At 47.1% G+C, this 20,365-nt stretch carries 12 protein-coding genes and 1 riboswitch; of the genes, 6 read left to right on the top strand and 6 right to left on the bottom strand.

Going from position 1 to position 20,365, the window contains the following annotated elements; genetic code table 11:
• Positions 1 to 156 precede the first annotated feature (156 nt).
• From recD to recC, 3 genes are all read right to left on the bottom strand, one after another.
• Positions 157 to 2,304: an exodeoxyribonuclease V subunit alpha gene (recD, locus tag KJB35_RS21915; RefSeq protein ID WP_213908242.1), complete on the bottom strand. Its 2,148-nt coding sequence runs from the start codon at positions 2,302 to 2,304 to the stop codon at positions 157 to 159.
• Positions 2,304 to 5,978: an exodeoxyribonuclease V subunit beta gene (recB, locus tag KJB35_RS21920; RefSeq protein WP_213908250.1), complete on the bottom strand. Its 3,675-nt coding sequence runs from the start codon at positions 5,976 to 5,978 to the stop codon at positions 2,304 to 2,306. The genes recD and recB overlap by 1 nt, the downstream gene beginning before the upstream one ends.
• 327 nt (positions 5,979 to 6,305) lie before the next feature.
• A complete protein-coding gene (recC, locus tag KJB35_RS21925) occupies positions 6,306 to 9,797 on the bottom strand; it encodes an exodeoxyribonuclease V subunit gamma (RefSeq protein ID WP_285357507.1) in 3,492 nt (1,163 codons plus the stop codon).
• A 252-nt stretch (positions 9,798 to 10,049) separates the two neighbouring features.
• Between recC and KJB35_RS21930 the strand changes: the two genes are divergently transcribed.
• Positions 10,050 to 11,873 (top strand): DUF3413 domain-containing protein, encoded by a 1,824-nt coding sequence (locus KJB35_RS21930; protein WP_285357510.1) that lies wholly within the window; start codon positions 10,050 to 10,052, stop codon positions 11,871 to 11,873.
• A gap of 75 nt (positions 11,874 to 11,948) precedes the next feature.
• Here the strand turns inward: KJB35_RS21930 and KJB35_RS21935 are convergent, their stop codons facing one another.
• Positions 11,949 to 12,923, bottom strand: coding sequence for a TDT family transporter (locus KJB35_RS21935; RefSeq protein ID WP_285357511.1), 975 nt, complete (start codon positions 12,921 to 12,923; stop codon positions 11,949 to 11,951).
• Between the two features lie 109 nt (positions 12,924 to 13,032).
• Between KJB35_RS21935 and KJB35_RS21940 the strand changes: the two genes are divergently transcribed.
• From KJB35_RS21940 to dapD, 5 genes are all read left to right on the top strand, one after another.
• The gene (locus tag KJB35_RS21940) at positions 13,033 to 13,959 is read left to right on the top strand and encodes a LysR substrate-binding domain-containing protein (protein WP_017636009.1); all 927 of its coding nucleotides are present in this window, start codon (positions 13,033 to 13,035) and stop codon (positions 13,957 to 13,959) included.
• Positions 13,960 to 14,087: 128 nt separating this feature from the next.
• Positions 14,088 to 14,387, top strand: a complete 300-nt coding sequence (locus KJB35_RS21945) for a YebG family protein (RefSeq protein ID WP_005380208.1) — start codon at positions 14,088 to 14,090, stop codon at positions 14,385 to 14,387.
• A 156-nt stretch (positions 14,388 to 14,543) separates the two neighbouring features.
• A riboswitch (Fluoride riboswitch) is annotated at positions 14,544 to 14,619 on the top strand.
• Positions 14,620 to 14,751: 132 nt separating this feature from the next.
• Positions 14,752 to 15,444 carry an iron-sulfur cluster assembly scaffold protein gene (locus tag KJB35_RS21950; protein ID WP_005380206.1) on the top strand — a complete coding sequence of 231 codons (693 nt, stop codon included), beginning with the start codon at positions 14,752 to 14,754 and terminating at the stop codon, positions 15,442 to 15,444.
• 23 nt (positions 15,445 to 15,467) lie between these two features.
• Positions 15,468 to 16,451, top strand: coding sequence for a GGGtGRT protein (locus KJB35_RS21955; RefSeq protein WP_213907992.1), 984 nt, complete (start codon positions 15,468 to 15,470; stop codon positions 16,449 to 16,451).
• Positions 16,452 to 16,774: 323 nt separating this feature from the next.
• Positions 16,775 to 17,806, top strand: coding sequence for a 2,3,4,5-tetrahydropyridine-2,6-dicarboxylate N-succinyltransferase (gene dapD / locus KJB35_RS21960; RefSeq protein ID WP_017636007.1), 1,032 nt, complete (start codon positions 16,775 to 16,777; stop codon positions 17,804 to 17,806).
• 81 nt (positions 17,807 to 17,887) lie between these two features.
• Here the strand turns inward: dapD and glpQ are convergent, their stop codons facing one another.
• Positions 17,888 to 18,943 (bottom strand): glycerophosphodiester phosphodiesterase, encoded by a 1,056-nt coding sequence (glpQ, locus tag KJB35_RS21965; protein ID WP_005380201.1) that lies wholly within the window; start codon positions 18,941 to 18,943, stop codon positions 17,888 to 17,890.
• 56 nt (positions 18,944 to 18,999) lie between these two features.
• On the bottom strand, positions 19,000 to 20,364 hold the full coding sequence (gene glpT, locus KJB35_RS21970; protein WP_005380199.1) for a glycerol-3-phosphate transporter: 1,365 nt from the start codon (positions 20,362 to 20,364) through the stop codon (positions 19,000 to 19,002).
• Between the last annotated feature and the right edge of the window lies 1 nt (position 20,365).

Consider the following 20,365-nt stretch of genomic DNA (forward strand, 5'->3'; position numbering starts at 1 on the left):
ATTCAGCTGCCTTTGATATGTGAATGAGAAAGGAGAAATATATCGCTAAGAAAGAGCCTTACTCAATAACAATCCATTTTGCATGAAAACGAAATGGCAAATATAAGACCCGCCACAAAGAATCATCTTCGAAAATGTCACAATCACAAGTAAAAATTAATTCGTAAGCCGCTTTACTAACCCACTCGCACGAGTGGTTTTCACCTTAATGCCTCGCTTCAGAACATTAAGTTCGGCGTAAAGAGCTAAACGCTTTTTCGCGCGGGTAATGCCTGTGTAAATCAACTCACGGGTTAATATCGGGCTAAAGTCTGGTGGCAAAATCATCAGGGTGTAATCAAATTCACTGCCTTGCGATTTATGGATGGTCATGGCGTAAGCCGTTTCATGTTCAGGTACTCGGCTCGGTAAGACCGATTTCACACTGCCGTCAGGTAACTCAAAAAAGACTTTCAAACGCGGTTCTTCTTCAGTGTCATCTCGCATGCAAATACCAATATCACCGTTATACAAACCTAAACCGTGATCATTACGCGTAACCATGACGGGTCTGCCGTGATACCAAATTTCATCCTGAACTTGAATGAACTTGCGCGCCGCGAGCGCTTTCTCGATGCGTTGGTTTAGCCCAGCCACACCGAAGTCACCTTCACGGATCGCGCACAGCAATCGGCATTGGTTGAAGGTATCTAACACCGCTTTGGCTTTGTGCGTTAGCGACTCTGGCTCTCCGGTTTTAGGATCAGTTTCCTGTTGTCCAATGCGTTTGAGGTAACGACCGTATTCCTGCACCAACGTCTGCATCAGTTGGTTGTAATGTTGACTACTTAGCGCGAAATGTTCGATGTCAGAAAAGTCACGCGCCCAGACGTTATCTACGCTCGCAGCAGAACCTGAGTTAACCGCTTTTGCCAACTGACCAATGCCTGAGCGAGCGTCAAATCGGTAACTCTTTTGCAGCATACATAAACTATCGGCAATGCTAGATGCACTGTTACCCGTATGGGCTAAAGTATCGAAGCCCGTCAGTTTTGCGATGGCTGACGCCTGCTCTTTGCCATAACCCAACGCATGGAACGAACAGATATCACCCAACACTGCCCCTGCTTCAACTGAGGCAAGTTGATCTTTATCACCTAGCAAAATCAGCCGCGCATGTTTCGGTAAGGCATCGACCACTTTATACATCATTGGTAAATCGACCATCGACGCTTCGTCGATAACCAAAATATCCAAATGCAGTGGATTTTGCTTGTTGTGACGAAATTCTGCGCTATTAGGAATCGCACCCAGCAACCGATGTAAGGTACTCGATTCAGTCGGAATTTTGGCTTTTAGCTCCGGAGAAACTGGCAGCTCTTGCACCGCTTTACCAATGGACTCGGTTAATCGCGCCGCCGCTTTCCCCGTCGGGGCCACCAGCTTGATGGTTAGATTTTTCTCTTGCGTCGCCTGTTCAATCAAAGCAGCAAGCAATTTGGTTACTGTCGTCGTTTTACCCGTACCAGGGCCACCAGAAATCACAGCAAATCGACGAGTTAACGCAACCGCCGCCGCGACTTTTTGCCAGTTCACACAAGCTGAGAGTGGCACGAGTTCATCCAGTATTTGCAAATCTTGAACCTTGCGCGCATTGCTAAGCACGGAATCAATGGCGTGCCAATCCAACGATTCGCTTGCGACCACATCAAGGTGGTCACACACCAATTGCTGACGCAACACTTGGTTGCTGCTTCCCGCTTCTACTGCTTTGCCCAACGCGTTAAACAGAAAATGGTATTGGCGTGCGAACAGATGGTTGAGCAACTCCGATAATCGCGCAAACTCTTGTGGTTGCAAGTTAACTGCGGCGCCCAGCTGATTGAGCTTTTCCGCCAGTGTCACTTCATAATGCCAATAGCGATGCAGATACAGACGCTCACCATCGAACATTAAAGGCAAGGCTTCTCCTTGCGCGCCGACCACGCTGGAATTTTGTAATACTTGAATCCAGTCTATGCCTTGCAACTGTGTGTTAAGCGCCAATGCCGACTCACCAAACAGCCCTAGCTTACTGGCTAAATCCGTAGTTTGCCCTTGTGCATCGCACAGAGACAGACAGATATGTCCTTTACCAAGCTCACTACTGACAACACCAGCGATAAACGCCAGTGCTTGGCTGTCCGACTGTTCATCATGCGTTTGAGAATCAATAAAACAGGCGAATTGGTAGTCGAGCTGACGAATAGCACCTTTGTGCGCCAAGCGTTCCAACACTACCAATAGGCTATCTTGGTCAGAATGAAGATTGTGATTTGTCGTCATTAAAGTAGCTCCATCTGCCCGGCTTGAGTTGAGCGCGTTTCAAGTACTTGACCATCAATCAAACGATCCATCTCTTGTAAGAACTCGAAAGTTGGTTTCGCGGCAAAAATGCCGTGGTCACTCTGCCCATCCATGCCGCGCAAGAACAAGTAATACACGCCACCAAAGTGCTGTTCATAATCATAATTGGCCAATCGGCTGCGTAGGAAACGATGCAGGGCTAACGCATAAATCTGGTACTGCAAATCGTAGCGGTGATCTGCCATCGCCGATTTCAGAGCCTCACCATGATAGTGCGTCACATCGTCGCCAAGATGATTCGATTTCCAGTCAAGCACGTAGTATTTACCTTGATGTTCAAACACCAAGTCGATAAAACCTTTGAGCATGCCTTGCACGGTTTGGAAACCTAAATCCCCCGCTTTCGCCGACAACGGATCGTGACGTTGAATGACTCGGTTTAACGCCGGTGCAGACAAAACTTCAATCGGCAGCAAAAATTCCATCTCCACCAAACGTTGCGACGGTGCTTTTTGATTCAGCAGCAAAGACTTACCATCCAACGGCGTTGCGAGTACGGTATCAATCAATTGCTGTAAAATAGGTAGCCACTCTTCATCGAGCTGTTCGCTTTCCATCAAGCCAAGGATGATTTGTGTATTCTCTTCCGTAGTGGCTGGCTGAGTAAATTCAACTTCCTCAAACAAGCTGTGCAGGAACGTACCCGGACGCGCACCACGAGGGAAGGTAAAAATAGAGCGCTCTGGCTCCACCAAATCCGCTTCGTCTTGCTCTTCAGATGAGTCGATATCAAAACCCGTAATCTCAATCGTGGCATCATGCTCGGCGTGATGAGAGCCTTGCTTGACCAAGCCAGAATAACTGGTGATGCGCCAGTTTCTATCGATAGGGTTTTGCAGCTCTTTCGCGCTAAGATCGTGTATTTCTTCTTGTGGCGCTACGTACTTCTCTTCGAGTTGCTGCGGCGGATCGGCCACAACGACACAATCAAGCTCGTCTTGTTGCTTTGTTAAACCTTGTTGCAAATCGTTAATGCCACCTTCTTGACCATTTTGAATCAAATAGCCAATCGCACTGCGGTGTACACCAGTTGGCTCTTTGGTCGAACGGCCATTGCGCAAAGGTGAGGCACCGATAAAACACGCATACACAGCTCGCGTTAGTGCTACGTATATCAAGCGTAAGTCTTCCGCCAAACGCTCTTTATCCGCTTGCTTCATGGACGCATCGTTGCCAGTAATATCCAGTACCGTGCGGTCATTGGCTGCATCGTAATATTTGGCTTCACTGGCTTCTCGATAGCTGAACACAAACGGCAGAAATACGAGGTCATACTCCAAGCCTTTTGATTTGTGAATAGTTACGATCTGCACTAAGTTACGTTCCGATTCTAAACGTTGGATTTGGTCATCACTGCCACCCAAACAGTTTTCCGCATCACTGATAGACTGAGCGAGCCAACGCAGTAGACCGTGATCGCTGTCCAGTTCATTACTGGCTTGTTGAAGCAGTTCACCGATGTGCATTAAATCGGTAAGCACTCGCTCACCATTTTCACCCTGTGAACTCGCGCCTTCTTCTAGTAATCGCTCGGCAATATGGCGTTTGCTGATCACCGCCCGCAGCATCGGCAGCACACCACGCTGAACCCAAAGTTTGCGATATTCTTTGAATTCGTTTACGGCGTTTTCCCACACAATTTCATCGTTATTAAGTGCATCCAAACTTGCTGCATCAAGGGCAAACAGCTCAGAAGCAAGACTTGCACGCAGCGCACGGTCATTTTCTGGAGTCAGCACCGCTTGCAGCAAACGCTGTAAATCCTGCGCCACCGAACTGGTAAACACACTGTCTCGGTTAGACAGGTACACGCTGGCAATGCCTTGATCAGCCAACGCTTGTTTGATCATTCGACCTTCGCTACCTGTTCGAACCAATACCGCGATATCGCCCGCTTGAACCGCTTTCTGTTTTTCGCCATTCACCAGACACGCTTGCCCCTGTTGAGCCTGCGTCAAAATGGTTTGGATTTGGCTTGCGGTCGCCTCTGCCATTCGAGTCAAATACTCGCCTTTTGGTAGCGGTTTATCGTCCGCTTCTTGCAACCAATAAGTCAGCGCTGGTTGCTTTTGGCCACCCATAGTCCAAATGCGTTTTTCGGCATTGGGACTGTACTTAACGGGTAAGAACGGAATATCCGAATCGTAGATAAATGGACTGTCTGGCAAAGCAAATACTTGGTTTACCGCCTGCACCATATCTGCGCTAGAACGCCAGTTGGTTCCTAACGTGTAGTGGGCACTTACTTGGTTACGCGCTTTGATATAAGTGAAAATGTCTGCGCCACGAAAGCCATAAATCGCCTGCTTGGGGTCACCGATCATAAACAAACCACATTCCGGGTTGTTCAGATAAATACGGCTGAAAATACTGTATTGAAGCGGGTCGGTATCTTGGAACTCGTCAATCATTGCGACAGGGTACAAAGTACGAATACGCGCCGCTAAAAGCTCGCTTTCGTCCGTATCGATAGAAGCAGAAAGTTGCGTCAGCAAATCATCGAAAGAGAGCCACTGTTTTTGATTTTTCGCGTTGGCCAGCATCACACGACAATGCTCAATCGCATGAGCAAGCAGTGGCGCTTTTAAGCTGATTGGATTGGCAAGAAATGTTTCAATGGCTTCAAATACCGCATGCTGCGGCGCACTGCCTTTCGGTGTTTTTTCCAACAAGACGTTTTGCGCGAATTTCTCCAGCTTGTCTGGATAATCGTAACCTGTGGTTTCCGTTGCCGCCCAAGCATTCACCGCCTCCAACCACGTCGGCAGAGACTTTTTGGTGTAGCTGCGTTTGTTAATATCTGAATCTGAAATCAGCGTTAAGAAGTCATCTTGGCTTTCTCGCCACTGTGCTTTTAATTCATCAATTTTTTTCAAATTTTCAGTATGAAGATCAGCCAAACTACCTTTCATAGCAGGAACAGAAAGGCTTAGCGGCGCACCGGTTAAGTAATTGCTGATGTTAGACAACAACGCAGATGGAGAGCTCCATAGCTGGCGAATTTCCCCAGCCAAGGTAAATGGCAACGGGTAGAAATTGCGGCGCCAGTAATCGGCTACAACTTGCGCTTTTAGGTGACTTTCATCGGTCACAAACTCGTTATTAAATCGGCTGCCAGATTCAAACGCATTTTGCGTTAGCATACGTTGGCAAAAACCGTGAATGGTGTAGACCGCCGCCTCGTCCATCTGACGCTCTGCCTGCAATAAAATTTCTGCGGCTTGCTTGTGATCGTCAAACTCATTAAGCAAAGGTTGGATCACCGGGTCGGAACTCTGTCCACGCGCAAACGCGATTCGCGCATCATGGATTCTTGCCCTGATACGATCGCGTAATTCCGCAGTTGCCGCTTCGGTAAAGGTTACAACCAGAATTTGGTCGACCGTAAGCGGTACGCGATGTCGAGTTTCCGCGCTGCCATGACCAAGCAAAAGACGCAGATATAAACCTGCAATAGTGAAGGTTTTACCTGTACCTGCTGATGCCTCGATTAACCTCGCACCGTGCAGAGGAAACGTCATCGGTTCTAGTGGCGTTGGTTGAGGTTGCTCTGTGCGGTCTAACGTATGTAGAGGACACTCTGCACCTGACATTTGATCCATAACGCTGAATCTCTCCGGATTATTTACTAGGACGTATCACCTAATAAATGTGATCTATAGTTAAAAATTCTATTAATATGTTTAACAAGTTGGATAATTTAGAGCTTTGTGAGATCTTTCTCACGGTTATCCATAAGACGTACCGTTAGTATGCGCCCCACGAGATAAGCCAAACCTTTTTGGCGGCACAACTCAAATGAATTAAACAAAAGTATCATGGTCCCTCTGACCTTGTGGCCGTACAGCGAACGCCCTACAAAAAATAATGATTTTCTGGCGGCCACCCTACTCTTCCTTCTCTTTATCCAGCTGTCTTTATTACGCTTTCACATCATCAGCGTCTTGAACCGCTAAGCGCGCACCTTGCAGTACTAATGCTGTCAGCAAACGAACTTCTGAGGCCAACTCATCATTCCAAGCAGGCCAAATTCGAGAGATGTACGCATTACTGCCTTCGCCCGGGCTCATGAAGCCATCATTGAATGCGTCAGCCATTTTCTTCAAAGATTTCTCTTCGTAATCTACCCACTGACCGCGGCTAAAGCCCGCTTCAACACAAGCCAACGCCGTTTTCGGGAAATAAGGCAAAGGCTTAGTCATGCCTTCGAAAAATAAGCGAACTAATTCAGTCAGTAGCTGTTTGGCATACTGCGCATCGGCAATTTCTGGGTAGATCAAATGCAGCGCGCCTTCTTTACGATCGTAACCAATGATGTGAGTTTTCTTAGCATGACCCGACGCCGACATGGCAAGGTGATCGATCCACGCAGCAAGGTAATCCTGCGAGCGAATCTTACCGCTTCGATAGCGAATCAAACCGGATTGGTAGCATTGAGTTAGCCAACCTGTTAGGCGAACGTTTTTCTCTTCGCCTTCATTTCGCTCAAACAAGGAATCAAACGTCAGGTCGATTTCCAAATCGTCTTGAGGCGCACCAGATAAAAACGCCAGTTTATCCACCAGCTCTTCCGCCTGAACTCGGTTGGTTTCAAATTCGATATCACCAAACGCCCCCACCGGCAGTTTGCCTTGCGCGCGCTGTTGACTCATAAAGTGTTTAAGCACCTCTGTTTTTTTCTCTGGCTGCATCAATGTCGCTTCAAGCAAGGTTTCTAACAGCTCATCACGCATTTGATAGCTTTCCAAACCACCTAAAACAAAGGGTTCGTCGTCTTCCATCACCGGTAGTGGCGGTTCAAAGATTACTTTTAAACGACGATTGAAAAAATACTGCACTGGTAAACGCCAGAAACGTTGCAACTCGACTAAGTCGAGCTCAAGCGGGAACGTCGCTCCCAACAGATAGTCGTCTAATGCCCGATTAAAATCACGACGGACATAGCCTTGCGATTGACTGCTTTGAGTCAATGCCGCTGGAATCCACTCTTTCGCGTAGCTAGCATGCATGCCTTGGAACGCACTTGGGCTAAACGGCACCATGGCGTGGGTATTCACCAACGCATTTAATAAGTTGTCGCCAGACTCATCAACGGGCAACGCTTCATCACCACTTAAACAATAGTTTTGGTGGCAGTATTCCATCAGCTCAGAAACCAGAACCGAAGGCACTCGCTCGGTGTTGTCTTGGATTGAACGGCCAACATAACTGATGTAGAGCGTTTGCTGTGCAGACAACATCGCTTCGAGGAATAGGTAACGGTCATCATCTCGGCGCGAACGGTCGCCCGGCTTGGTTCTTCCTGTCATCAAGTCAAAGCCTTCTGGCGGCATAGAACGCGGGTACACGCCGTCATTCATCCCCAGTAGACATACGGTTCTAAACGGAATAGAGCGCATCGGCATCAGGGTACAAAAGTTCACTTGACCAGCAAGGAAGCGCTGGCTGACTCGTGTGCCAGATAATTTATTTTGAAGGTATTGGCTGATGATCGACGGCGATAACGCATCATCAAATGCGGCATCAGCTAACTGCTCTTTGAGTTGGCTGAGCGTATCGCGAATGGATTTGAGCGCCATTTCGCCTTCTAACTCAACTGAGAAGAAGTCATCCAGCAGTGAAACCAAAGTCTCTCGCCAACCATCGATAGTTTGAACATGAGAAAGTTTGCTTCGATAAGTGCTAATTTGTTGGATAAAGTGTGCCAACTTGCCCGCCAGCTCTGCGCCCATGCCTTGCACTTCGTTGTACGGAGACAAACTGCCTTGCTCGGTTTCAAACAAGCCTGCGGATTCTGGCATCGCGTAGCCAAGCAACATGCGTTGAATACCAAATTGCCATGTGTTTTGACGGGTTTCCGGCAGTTCAAATTCGCGTCCGGTATTGGCGTCCAACCCCCAGCGAATTCCCGATTCCTCAACCCATTGTTTAGCTTGTAAGAAATCACCTTCGCTGAGTTCAAAACGCTTTAATATCGCCGGAGTTTCCAGAAGTTCGAGTAGTTCTGATGCCAAACAGCGCGTATTGGGTAAGTTCACCAACTGCATAAATGCGGCCAGAATTGGGCTCTCTTGATCGGCGGTTCGGTCAGAAATCGAATATGGAATAAAACGCTCACCCGGCGCGTTACCAAAGACCGCCTGAATCGCAGGGCTGTAAGCGTTGATGTCCGCGACCATCACGATAATATCGCGCGGTTTTAACGTTGGGTCAGCATCGAACATAGCCAACAGTTGATCATGCAGCACTTCAACTTCGCGCATCGGGCTGTGACAAGCGTGTAGGCTCAGTGATTTATCACCCAAGCTAACCACTTGTTTGTGATGACTGTTTTCAATCTGTTGATCATCTTGATGTTCTTCAAGATTGAGAATATCCGCTTGCAATTGATGGAGCAGACTGTCGCGCTCAACATCAACAAAGGCTTCGATTTCATGAGATTCCAGCTGAGACAACAGATACATATTGTCGCGCCCGAGTTTACCCATGGATGCCAACAGACTGTTTCCGACCACATCGGTGTGCAGCTCATCGATCACATTATCTTCCAGTGATCCTTTCAGTTGCTCAGTTTCACCTTGCACTTCCGAGTGATCGTCCTGCCACACAACGTGCTGACGATGTTTCGCCGCCAAACGAGCCAGATATTTGCGATCTCGAACTTCACCCCAGTAATAATGACACGGGTTGGTGAACATCAGATGCACGTCGATGTGTTCACCAATTGCTTTTAGCGCATCCATATAGCGAGGCGGCAACGAAGAAATGCCAAAAACAAACAAACGCTTGGGTAAATGGTCAAAATTGCCGTTAAAACTCTCTAACGTGTCGATAAAGTGCTCATAAAGGTTGGCACGGTGATATGGAGACTGTCCTAATGACACAGTGTGATCATACAACGCTTGCCATAAGATCGGCTGCCACGGATGCTCATCTTCCAGCTCTGGCACACTCTGCCCTGCTTCCCAACTTGCGATCCACTCCGGACGATACACCAAGTAACCATCGAAAATATCGGCAATTTTCTCAGCCAGTTGATACAGCTTAGAGTGATCACTGTCATCTTTGAGGTACTGCGCTAACGGCGAAAACACGTCTTGGTTGAGAAGCCCCGGCAGCAGATGCATCAACTTCCAAGTCATCGCTTCTTTGTTAAACGCACTGCGTTTTGGCACGTCTGGCAACACCTGCGTAAACATTTCCCAAATGAAGGTAGCAGGAAGCGGAAAATCAATGTTCGCGGCAACACCAAACTCTTTGGCCAATTCCATTTTTAGCCACTGGGACATGCCCGGACTTTGAACCAGAATTTGTTCTTTTTCGAACGGGTTTTCCAGCGGACTGATTCGAATCAGTTCGACAAGGAGTGATTTAAGAACGTCAACTTGGTTGGAGTGATAAACAGTAAACAAATTGGGAATACCGAGCGCCGATTGAAACTGTTAGCTAGCTTAGCACAGCCCCATTTAAACCCGCAGTGATCTCACGTTCGGAAAAAACAAAAGGTTATATATCACTCAAATAGAGTATGAATCTTCTGAATTTTCACATGTCAATCAAGTCTGACACTTCCATACAAAATGTGACATTCGTCGCAACTATTCCATAATAAAAAACACTGTTTTATACTCCCTCTACCCATAATTTATAAACAAACAAAAAGTATGTTTCGCAAACTGTCTTCCAACAGCGCTTGGCTGATTGCTTTTTTTGCTTGCTTTGCAGTGTACCTGTCGATCGCTTGTTATCCTTTTGTGTTGTCTAACAATCAGAATGAACCGCTAACCTTGTTGCAAGGTTACTATTTGGTTTCGACTCAATATGGCTGGCAGGGCTTGATCGCTCTTCCATTTATGTTGTTGAGTTTATTGCTCTCTTTTCTACCGACTCGAGCATTCAAAGGTATCGTGATCGCTATCGCGATCTGTCTATTGATCATGTTTAAAGTCGATATCCTCGTTTTTCAGCAATACAAACTTCACATCAACGCCCTATTAATCCGTATGTTTTTCGAAGGTGGCGGTGATGTCTTCGATATTTCTTGGATGAGTTGGCTTATCTTCGTCAGTGAAGTTGCCGTTCTGGTGATCGGGCTCGCCTGTACCGTTTGGGTAAGTAATAAACTGGCACAAAGCCGAGCTAAGTTCGTTTTGATCAGCGTTTGGTTTGCTGTATTGCTTAGCACGCAGATGATTCATGCGTACAAAAACGCACTTTACGACGATGAAGTCAGTCAGTTTTCGAATAACTGGCCACTTTACTACCCGCTGACGGCTCGTAAATTTATTTACAAACACGACCTAGTGGATGAGAACATTGCATCGAAGAACCGCGTAGAGTTAACCAACATTGAACGTAGCTCACTCAACTACCCGCTTGCGCCGATTCAAGTGCAAAGCAAAGAGAAACAGCCCAATGTTTTGTTTATCTTGGTTGACGCGTGGCGCTACAGTGATGCGACGCCGGAAGTCATGCCAAATGTCAGCAAGTTCGCCGAAAAAACGGTGAATTTCACACAACATATGAGCGGCGGCAACTCAACTCAAGCGGGTATTTTCAGCCTGTTTTACAGCTTGCCAGCGACCTACTGGGAAAGCTTTTACGCAAGTCAACGCTCTCCTGTGTTTATGGATACGCTGCAAGCAGAAGGCTACCGCATGGGCATTTTTGGCTCAGCACCGCTCACCAGCCCGCCACTTTCTCGCACGGTATTCAAAAAAGTGTCGGACTTGACCCTGAAACAAACTGGAGAAACAGCTGTCGAGCGCGATCAGCAGATAACAGACAAGTTCATCGAGTTCCAAAAGCAGGACAGCGACAAGCCGTACTTTGGTTTTCTGTTCTACGATGCCGCCCACGGCACGGTGTTTCCTGAACCTGAATTTGCGAAATTCAAACCATACTGGGAACGCGTTGACCACATTTTGCTCAACAACGATTTTGACGCTTCGCTTTACCACAATCGATACAAGAACTCGTTGTACTACATCGACAGCTTGATTGGTGATGTGCTGAAAAACGTCGACTTAGACAACACCATTGTGGTGATTTCATCAGATCATGGTGAAGAGTTTAATGACCATAAGATGAACTATTGGGGCCACACGGGTAATTACAGTGACGTTCAAGTGCATGTGCCTCTTTACGTGTACATGCCAAATCGTCAGCCAGAGCAAGTTGATTACCGCACGACCCATTTTGACGTCGTGCCAACCATGATGAATACGCTGTTTGACGTTCAAGGCACAACGAGTTCATACAGCGTTGGTCATAACTTGTTTGATAGCTCTGCCTCTCGCGATTGGTATATTGCAGGCAGCTACTACAACTATGCATTGGTCGGCAAAGAACTGATGCTTGTGGTCAACCCTGGCGGGCACTCTCAGCAACTGAATCGCCAGTTAAAAGTCGAGAAAGAACAGAAAGTTCCTGTCGATATCATTCGTCATTCTCTGGATGAGATGTCGCGATTTTACAAAAAAGGCTAGCGTCCAACATCGACGCCGATTGAAATAAAAAAGCCTCTTGGTTGTAAGACCAAGAGGCTTTTTCCTATCTGCTATTTAAGCGTGATGAGCGTGCATCAAGCGTGGCTGAATCAACAAGTTGCTGATGTATTGTAAGGCCACATAAGAGACAACAAATGTTGCCACAATCAACTCAAGACCAGCTAAGCCTCGCACTTGTTGAACATAGTGCGCAGCCAATCCTTGCAACTCCATCCAATTCGCCATTTTAAACAGCGCCGTCGCACCGATCACCATCGGGAAGGTAAACGCTGCATAGCCAGGGCTGAATGGCAGTCTAAGCAATTTAAAGAACGCGAGATATATGATGGCTGTCATCAATACCGCGATACCAAATAGCATAGCGATGATCACTGGTGATGGTGTCGCAGTGACCGTTAAGTACCCTGCCAATGATAGACTTGCTGGCGCTGCCATGATTGCCATTGTTGGTTTCGCTGCATCCGGAATTTCATGGGTGAACATGAAACGGTAAATCATCATCGGCAACATGATCGCGTACGCCACCATACCAAACATCAATGCACCTTGTGCCACTGGTGCTAGCATCGGGTTGCCAGAGAAAGACACATCCGCAACGATGATACCCACAGGCGGTACAAACCAACTAGGAACCATGTGGTGCAATTCAAAATCTTTGGCGCGATGGTAAACAAAGCTCACCAAGAATACGATGTGCAAAACCACCGCAATCAGCCAAAGCGCATCGCCAGCTAATGGGTAAAAATGGCCGAGAGAGTTCGATACCACCATAGTGCCCATCGCAAATGTCGGAACCACGCTGCCCACAACCGGATGAGCAAGATCTTGTCTCAATAGATGATTATGTAGCAAAAACTTGGTTGCCAATATAGCCAACAATATGCTCGCGATACCCGCACTAATCCACTGTCCGTAGCCATGTAATTCGGCGAAGTTTTCCCAACTCCAGCCCAAGCTTGCAATACCAAGAGCCAAACCCGCCATTGGAGTTGGCGCTCCCATTACTTTTGCTTTTGTTCTTTGAATCATGATGACCTCAACCAGACTCACTCTTGATGAGACGTATAATACGCTTGCACTTCGTTCCGATATATCTAATTATTTAAAACAAACGTTCAGAATTACTTAACGGTGGGGTATGGCAAGTCACATTTCTCTTAAACAACTGAAAGTGTTTACGACGATCACGCAGCACAAAACGCTCACAGCGGCTTCTGATAGTCTCTTTTTATCGAAAGCCGCAGTGAGCATGGCACTCTCAGAATTAGAAAAGCAGATCGGCCATCACTTATTTGATCGTGTTAATAACCGACTGATTTTGAACCAAGAAGGTCAAAAACTACTGCCACTGGCGGATGAATTACTCAACCGAGCCAAGGACATCGAGAGCATTTTCGATGGTGACCAAGCGCTATCGGGCCAACTTCGCATTGGTGCCAGCGACACCATTGGCAACCAAGTCGCGCCCTATTTGCTTAGCGAATTTCGTCAGCAAACGAACCATCGTTCTCAAAGTCTGTTCATTTCTAACTCCGCACAAATCTGCGACATGCTGACCGATTACGAGTTAGACATAGCCCTCATTGAAGGCAAAACACTTCACCCTGAATTGCAGTCTACCCAGTTTAGCGAAGATGAAATGTGCGTGATTTGCGCGCCCAATTCCCCAGCCGCGCACGAAGGGCCAGTAAACTTAACCGAGCTAGAAAACAGTGAATGGATATTGCGAGAGGCAGGCTCTGGTTCACGCGAATTTTTTATGCGCGTTGTCGCGCCGCGCTTGGAACATTGGCATGAAGCTTTTCAGCTCAATACCACCGAAGCGTTGATCAACTCAGTATCGGCAGGGTTAGGCTTGGGCTGTTTGTCACGTTTGTCTGCAGAACCTGCTATTCGTGACGGCCGCGTAAAACTGCTCGACATGCCTTTAGATATGAAACGTCGCTTCTGGTTACTGGTTCATAAAGAGAAATATCAAAGCCCATTGCTCAAAACGTTTATCGAATTTTGCCAAGATTGGGAGCGACCAACAAACCTTCCTTTGGCGGACAAATCCGCAAAGTGAAACCAAGATAGTTTAAATGCTAGTCAGTTAGTTGTACGTGTCTCTCATTCTGAGGCTTGTCGCTAGACTTGATTGGTCAAAAACTGTATAAAAAGCCAGTATCAATACACCAAATTAGGGGACCAACCATGGCTGTAATCGTCAAGTACGTGGTAGAACGCAATGGAGAAGAGAAAATGACTTTTACCTCTAAAGCGGAAGCTGACGCATACGACAAAATGCTGGATATGGCAGACGAGTTATTCTCACTGCTGGGTAAAAGTGAACTTCTAGAAGACGAAGGTAAGCAAGAAGATCTTGCAATGTTCCTTGCGCAAAACAAAGAAGAAGTGCTTTACGCTCTTGGTGCAAAACGTAAACCTGCACCAAAAAAAGCAAAGAAGCTTGAAGCTGTTGAAGAAGATAGCGAGCAAGAAGACGCTGCATAAGCCTCTCATTTGTTTAGAAAAAACGTCGCATTATGCGGCGTTTTTTTATTCCTTCCGTTTATCTCCATATATCTCTGAGAATATAAAGAACCGATTTAATATCCCAAATTGCTCTAAATTTCATGTTGCAGATTAGTGTGACTTAGATCTAGTCTAAATGGGTTCGGTGATGGGGTACCACCGGAATCGAAAGATTCGAACCGCTGTTAAAGCTAATGACTCCTACAGAAACGAAAACAGGTCAGCCCTGTTGGAAGTGCTTTCGCTTATGTTGTGAAAGCGAGAGTTCTGTAGTGAGCAATTCAACTCTTCTCCAACCCCGCTCCTGTTTTCTCAAAAATTAAAAATACACTGGGAAAACATTATGCAATATTCACACGAAATCCAATCAATGTGCCCGATTCAACGCGGCGATCTTCATGCATCTGCACCGATCCCTGTTGAAGGCGCAATGATCAATCCAAAAGACGTTATCGCGATTTCTGGTCTTAGCCACGGCGTTGGCGCTTGTGCTCCTCAACAAGGTGCAGCAAAACTGACTCTTAACATCAAAAACGGCATCATCGAAGAAGCTTTGATCGAAACGATCGGCTGTTCAGGCATGACTCAATCAGCCGCGATGGCCGCAGAAATTCTAACAGGCAAAACCATTCTGGAAGCACTGAATACCGACTTGGTATGTGATGCTATCAACGTCGCGATGCGCGAAATCTTCCTTCAATTTGTTTACGGTCGTACTCAATCTGCTTTCTCTGAAGGTGGCTTGGAAATTGGTGCGGCATTGGAAGACCTTGGTCAAACTCAACGTAGCCAAGTGGGTACTAGTTACTCAACTAAAGCAAAAGGCGTGCGTTACATGGAGTTAGCAGAAGGCTACGTAACAAAACTCGCGCTAGACGAAAACAAAGAAGTGATTGGTTACCAATATCTCAACCTAGGCAAGATGATGAAAGCCATCAACGAAGGCGTATCTGCAGCAGAAGCCGCAGACAAAGCAACGGGGACTTACGGTCGTTTTGACGAAGCCGTAACGACCATCAACCCACGCCAACAATAATTGCCACCAAGAGGAAAGAGATTATGAACACTCCAATTACTGAATCTGTACGTCGCACATTAGACGAAATGCAACTTTCTTCTCCGGAAGAGGCTTACCAATACTGTATGGATCGTGGTATCGACCCTAAAGCACTAGTGATGGACACTCAACCTATCGCGTTCGAAAGCGCGGCCGATGCCTACACACTGGGTACGGCTTTGGCGATTTTCCGCGGAGCAAAAACAGCAGAAGAAGCTGCAAACATCATCGGTGAAGGTCTTCAGGCGTGCACTAAACCCGGCAGCGTGGCAGAGCAACGCCAAGTGGGTATCGGTCACGGTGCATTGGCGGCTCGCCTACTGAATGAAGAAAGTGGCTGTTTTGCTTTCCTTGCTGGCCATGAGTCATTCGCAGCGGCAGAAGGCGCAATCAAAATCGCATTGAACGTGAACAAATCACGCAAAAATCCGTTGAAAGTTATCCTAAATGGCTTGGGTAAAGACGCCGCTTACCTAATCTCACGCATCAATGGTTTCACTTACGTACGCACTCAGTACAACTACCAAACTGGTGAGTTAGTGGAAGTAGAACGTCGCCGTTTCTCCCAAGGTCCACGTGGTGAGATCCTTTGCTACGGTGCAGACGATGTACGTGAAGGCGTGGCTATCATGCATAAAGAACAAGTGGATGTGAGCATCACTGGTAACTCAACCAACCCGACTCGCTTCCAACACCCAGTAGCAGGCATCTACAAAGCAGAACGTAACCATGAAGGCATGCCTTACTTCTCTGTGGCATCAGGAGGTGGTACTGGTCGTACTCTACACCCAGATAACGTGGCGGCAGGTCCTGCCTCTTACGGTATGACCGATACCATGGGTCGCATGCACGCTGATGCTCAGTTCGCGGGTAGCTCTTCTGTACCAGCGCACGTTGCAATGATGGGCTTCATCGGCATGGGTAACAACCCAATGGTAGGGGCAACGGTTGCACTTGCCGTAGCCGTCGGTGAACTTAGCCTTTAAGCCGATTTAATCGCTTTCTATCCAAAGCGATTAAATCCAACAAACCCAGTGTAGGGGGAGTGACTTCGGTCCTCCCCTTATTTTTTGCTGCGCCCCTTTTCCAACTTCACTTTGTCTTTACCCCAAATCGGTCTGAGAAGGCTTTTGCGACACATTTCTCATCAGACAAACATATCTCTAAAAAGACAAAAGGTATCCATCTACAGACTTTCTCCATTTCCCCTCTTTAAACTCCCCAACACTCTCTTTATGATGACTGACAACTTAATTATTTCTTGTCAGTGAACAGACGAGACACAAGACTCAACACATGGAGATCAACTATGGCTTTCTTCTCTCTAGCCTTTGGTACGGCAACTAAAAACCGCGACGGCAAAATCATCGAAGCGTTTTTCCCAAACCCAGTTCTTAACCCAAGCGAAGCGCTTGTTAACGCACTAGCAGCAGTAGCAGGTTATGAGCAAGGCAACCAAGCTATCGAGATCTCTGCAGCACAAAGCGCAGAACTGGCAGCAGCATTTGAAGCAAACGGCGATGCGGCAAACGCTTCTTTCGCAGCAAAAGCAGCAGAATCAGCACAACCACTTGTACTGGTTATCCTTGCAACTGACGAGCAGCCACAAAGCGTTGCTGAAGGTTTCCTAAAACTTCAACTTATCTCTAATCGCCTAGTTCAACCACACGGTACGGTACTAGACGGTATCTTCGGTCTACTACACAACATCGCATGGACTAATGAAGGTCCAATCGACCTACCTGAACTAGCAGAGCGTCAAATCGAAGCTCGCCTAGCGGGTCGTGCACTAAGCGTAGATTGCGTAGACAAGTTCCCTAAAATGGTGGACTACGTGGTACCAACTGGCGTTCGTATCGCTGACACTTCTCGCGTACGTCTTGGCGCACACGTTGGCGAAGGCACAACGGTAATGCACGAAGGCTTCATCAACTTCAACGCGGGTACAACAGGCGTGAGCATGGTTGAAGGTCGTATCTCTGCTGGCGTAGTGGTTGGTAACGGCTCTGACATCGGCGGCGGCGCATCTATCATGGGTACGCTATCTGGCGGCGGTAAAGTTGTGGTTTCTATCGGTGAAAACTCTCTACTAGGCGCGAACGCAGGTCTTGGCTTCCCAATGGGTGACCGTTGTACTATCGAATCAGGTCTGTACGTAACTGCTGGTTCTAAAGTGCGCATGCTAGATTCTGAAGGCCAAGAAGTAGAAGTTGTGAAAGCCCGCGATCTTGCTGGTGTTTCTGACCTACTGTTCCGTCGTAACTCTGTAACAGGTCAAATCGAGTGTCTTGCAAACAAGAGCGCGGTTGAACTGAACAGCGAACTGCATAAAAACAACTAGTTCATTCGTGAATTAGCCCTACGAAAAATCCCCCAGCAGGAAACTGTTGGGGGATTTTTTAGCTTACAGCAAAATGCGTGATTACTGATTTAAAAAGCTGACCGCTTTATCTGGGAAATCAGTAAACAAACCATCCACTTTTACTTGGTTGTAGTACACATCCATCATGCCTTCAAAGCTGTCAGTGTACGCTGGAATGCGTCCTGGATCGGCGCGGAACGTGTATGGATGCACTTGCAAGCCAGCGTCTTTTGCAGCCTTCATCAACGGCTTGATGATGATATTGTCTTTGGTTGACTTATCATCCACCAGCATCGGCTTCCAAGGTCCAATTCCTTCCGCGTAACTCGCTACTTTCTTCATTCCGTCGGCTTCGAACATCCAGTCATAACTGTATGGTGTTGCCTTGTCGCCTTTGTACACCATAGTTTCGTTCCAGTCCGTGTAAGCCATAAGCTGAACGAGCTTTAAGTCCATGTCCATTGCAGGCATGAGTTCACTGTTGATGCGTTGAAGTTCATTCGCATCAAAACACTGAAGGTAGACTTTGTCGTCTTGAGAGCCGTAACCGTACTGCTTCAAGACTTTAAGTACTGCTTTAGAAATGTCCTTACCTTCATGACGATGGAACCAAGGCGCTTTAATTTCTGGGTAAATACCGATGTCATAACCCAGCGTTTTGTTTAAGCCTTGGATCAGCTCAATCTCTTCAGCAAACGTCGGCACGGTGAAGTCAGATTTCCACATAGGGAATCGGGTTGGATAGCCCGCTACTTTGTTGCCTTTCTCATCGATGTTGAACCCTTCGGTAACTCGCAAGGATTTGATTTCCGCCAGAGTGAAATCAATCGCGTAATAACGACCATCTTTACGTGCACGATCAGGAAAACGCTCCGCAACATCCGTTACGCGATCGAGATAATGGTCATGCAACACAACCAACTGGTCGTCTTTCGTCATTACCACATCTTGCTCTATGTAGTCAGGTTTCATTGCGTAAGCAAGTGCTTTGGCTTCTAGCGTGTGCTCAGGCAAGTAGCCCGATGCGCCACGATGCGCAATGACAAGCGGCTTCGCAATCGCACCAGCAGAGAGGCTAAGTGCTAAAAAAGTAAGACATACTGACTTTGTTTTCATTGTTATTTCCTTGATAAAGCGAAGAGGCAGTATTCCACTGCCTCTTTAAATAAATATTACGCTAGCGCTTCCTTCTCGCGCTCTTTTTGCTCGTGGTGCGCACGTTCACCTAAAAAGGCGTACATCAAACACACGATAGAAGTAATACAAGAACCCACTAAGATGATAAAGCCACCATCCCAGCCAAAGTGGTCTACGGTGTAGCCCAAAATCGCGTTTGCGGCAACTGCCCCACCCAGGTATCCAAACAAACCAGTAAGACCAGCGGCAGTACCTGCCGCTTTCTTCGGAGCGAGTTCAAGTGCGTACAAACCGATCAGCATAACCGGACCATAGATTAGGAAGCCAATTGCAATAAGCGCCATCATATCTACTGTTGGGTTGCCTGCAGGGTTAAACCAATAAACCATCACTGCAACTGTCACTAACACCATAAATAAGATACCAGCAGGTGCACGACGACCTTTGAACAATTTGTCAGAGATCCAACCACACAATAGTGTTCCTGGAATGCCAGCCCATTCGTATAAGAAATAAGCCCATGACGATTTATCTACCGAGAAATCCTTCGCTTCTTTTAGGTAAACAGGTGCCCAGTCCAGTACGCCGTAACGAATTAGGTAAACAAATGCGTTTGCAATTGCAATCGACCAAAGAAGTTTGTTGTTGAAGACGTATTTGAAGAAGATTTCCTTCGCTGTCATTTCTTGTTCATGGGACTTGTCATAGTCATCTGGGTAATCGTCTTTGTATTCTTCAATAGGAGGCAGACCACAAGACTGAGGGGTATCGCGAACCGTCATCCAAACAAACACAGCAACTAACGTGGCGAAAAATGCAGGAACATAAAATGCAGTGCGCCAATCATCATTAAATGCCCACAGGCCAAGAATAAATAGTGGACCAATCAAACCGCCACCCACGTTGTGCGCCACGTTCCAAACCGAAACGATCTCACCACGCTCTTTACGTGACCACCAGTGCACCATGGTTCGGCCACAAGCAGGCCACCCCATCCCTTGGAACCAACCGTTTAAGAAAAGCAAAATGAACATCGCAGTGACGCTACCAGTCGCCCATGGCATAAAGCCAAAGCAAAACATCACTAATGCAGACATCAATAGGCCGCCACTAAGGAAATAGCGAGGGTTGGAGCGGTCTGAAACGCTGCCCATTAGAAACTTAGAGAGACCATATGCAATGGAAACAGCTGCCAAGGCGACACCTAAGTCTCCGCGGCTAAAGCCTTGCTCGATAAGATAAGGCATCGCCAAACTGAAGTTTTTACGAACTAGATAGTAACCGGCGTAGCCAACAAAGATACCGATAAAGAGTTGCCAACGGAGGCGAGAGTAGGTGCTATCGATGCTGCCAGGGGACAGACGATCAATGTGCGCCTTAGGTTTGAATATTCCAAACATA

It is taken from the genome of Vibrio sp. D431a (assembly GCF_030248655.1).
Lineage (GTDB): Bacteria > Pseudomonadota > Gammaproteobacteria > Enterobacterales > Vibrionaceae > Vibrio > Vibrio alginolyticus.

Excerpts from the sequence above, each read along its gene's own strand:
- KJB35_RS21955 (WP_213907992.1), top strand. The coding sequence starts at position 15,468 with ATGAACACTCCAATTACTGAATCTGTACGTCGCACATTAGACGAAATG.
- dapD (WP_017636007.1), top strand. The coding sequence starts at position 16,775 with ATGGCTTTCTTCTCTCTAGCCTTTGGTACGGCAACTAAAAACCGCGAC.
- KJB35_RS21945 (WP_005380208.1), top strand. The coding sequence starts at position 14,088 with ATGGCTGTAATCGTCAAGTACGTGGTAGAACGCAATGGAGAAGAGAAA.
- recD (WP_213908242.1), bottom strand. The coding sequence starts at position 2,304 with ATGACGACAAATCACAATCTTCATTCTGACCAAGATAGCCTATTGGTA.
- KJB35_RS21940 (WP_017636009.1), top strand. The coding sequence starts at position 13,033 with ATGGCAAGTCACATTTCTCTTAAACAACTGAAAGTGTTTACGACGATC.
- KJB35_RS21935 (WP_285357511.1), bottom strand. The coding sequence starts at position 12,923 with ATGATTCAAAGAACAAAAGCAAAAGTAATGGGAGCGCCAACTCCAATG.
- glpQ (WP_005380201.1), bottom strand. The coding sequence starts at position 18,943 with ATGAAAACAAAGTCAGTATGTCTTACTTTTTTAGCACTTAGCCTCTCT.
- KJB35_RS21950 (WP_005380206.1), top strand. The coding sequence starts at position 14,752 with ATGCAATATTCACACGAAATCCAATCAATGTGCCCGATTCAACGCGGC.
- KJB35_RS21930 (WP_285357510.1), top strand. The coding sequence starts at position 10,050 with ATGTTTCGCAAACTGTCTTCCAACAGCGCTTGGCTGATTGCTTTTTTT.
- recB (WP_213908250.1), bottom strand. The coding sequence starts at position 5,978 with ATGTCAGGTGCAGAGTGTCCTCTACATACGTTAGACCGCACAGAGCAA.
- glpT (WP_005380199.1), bottom strand. The coding sequence starts at position 20,364 with ATGTTTGGAATATTCAAACCTAAGGCGCACATTGATCGTCTGTCCCCT.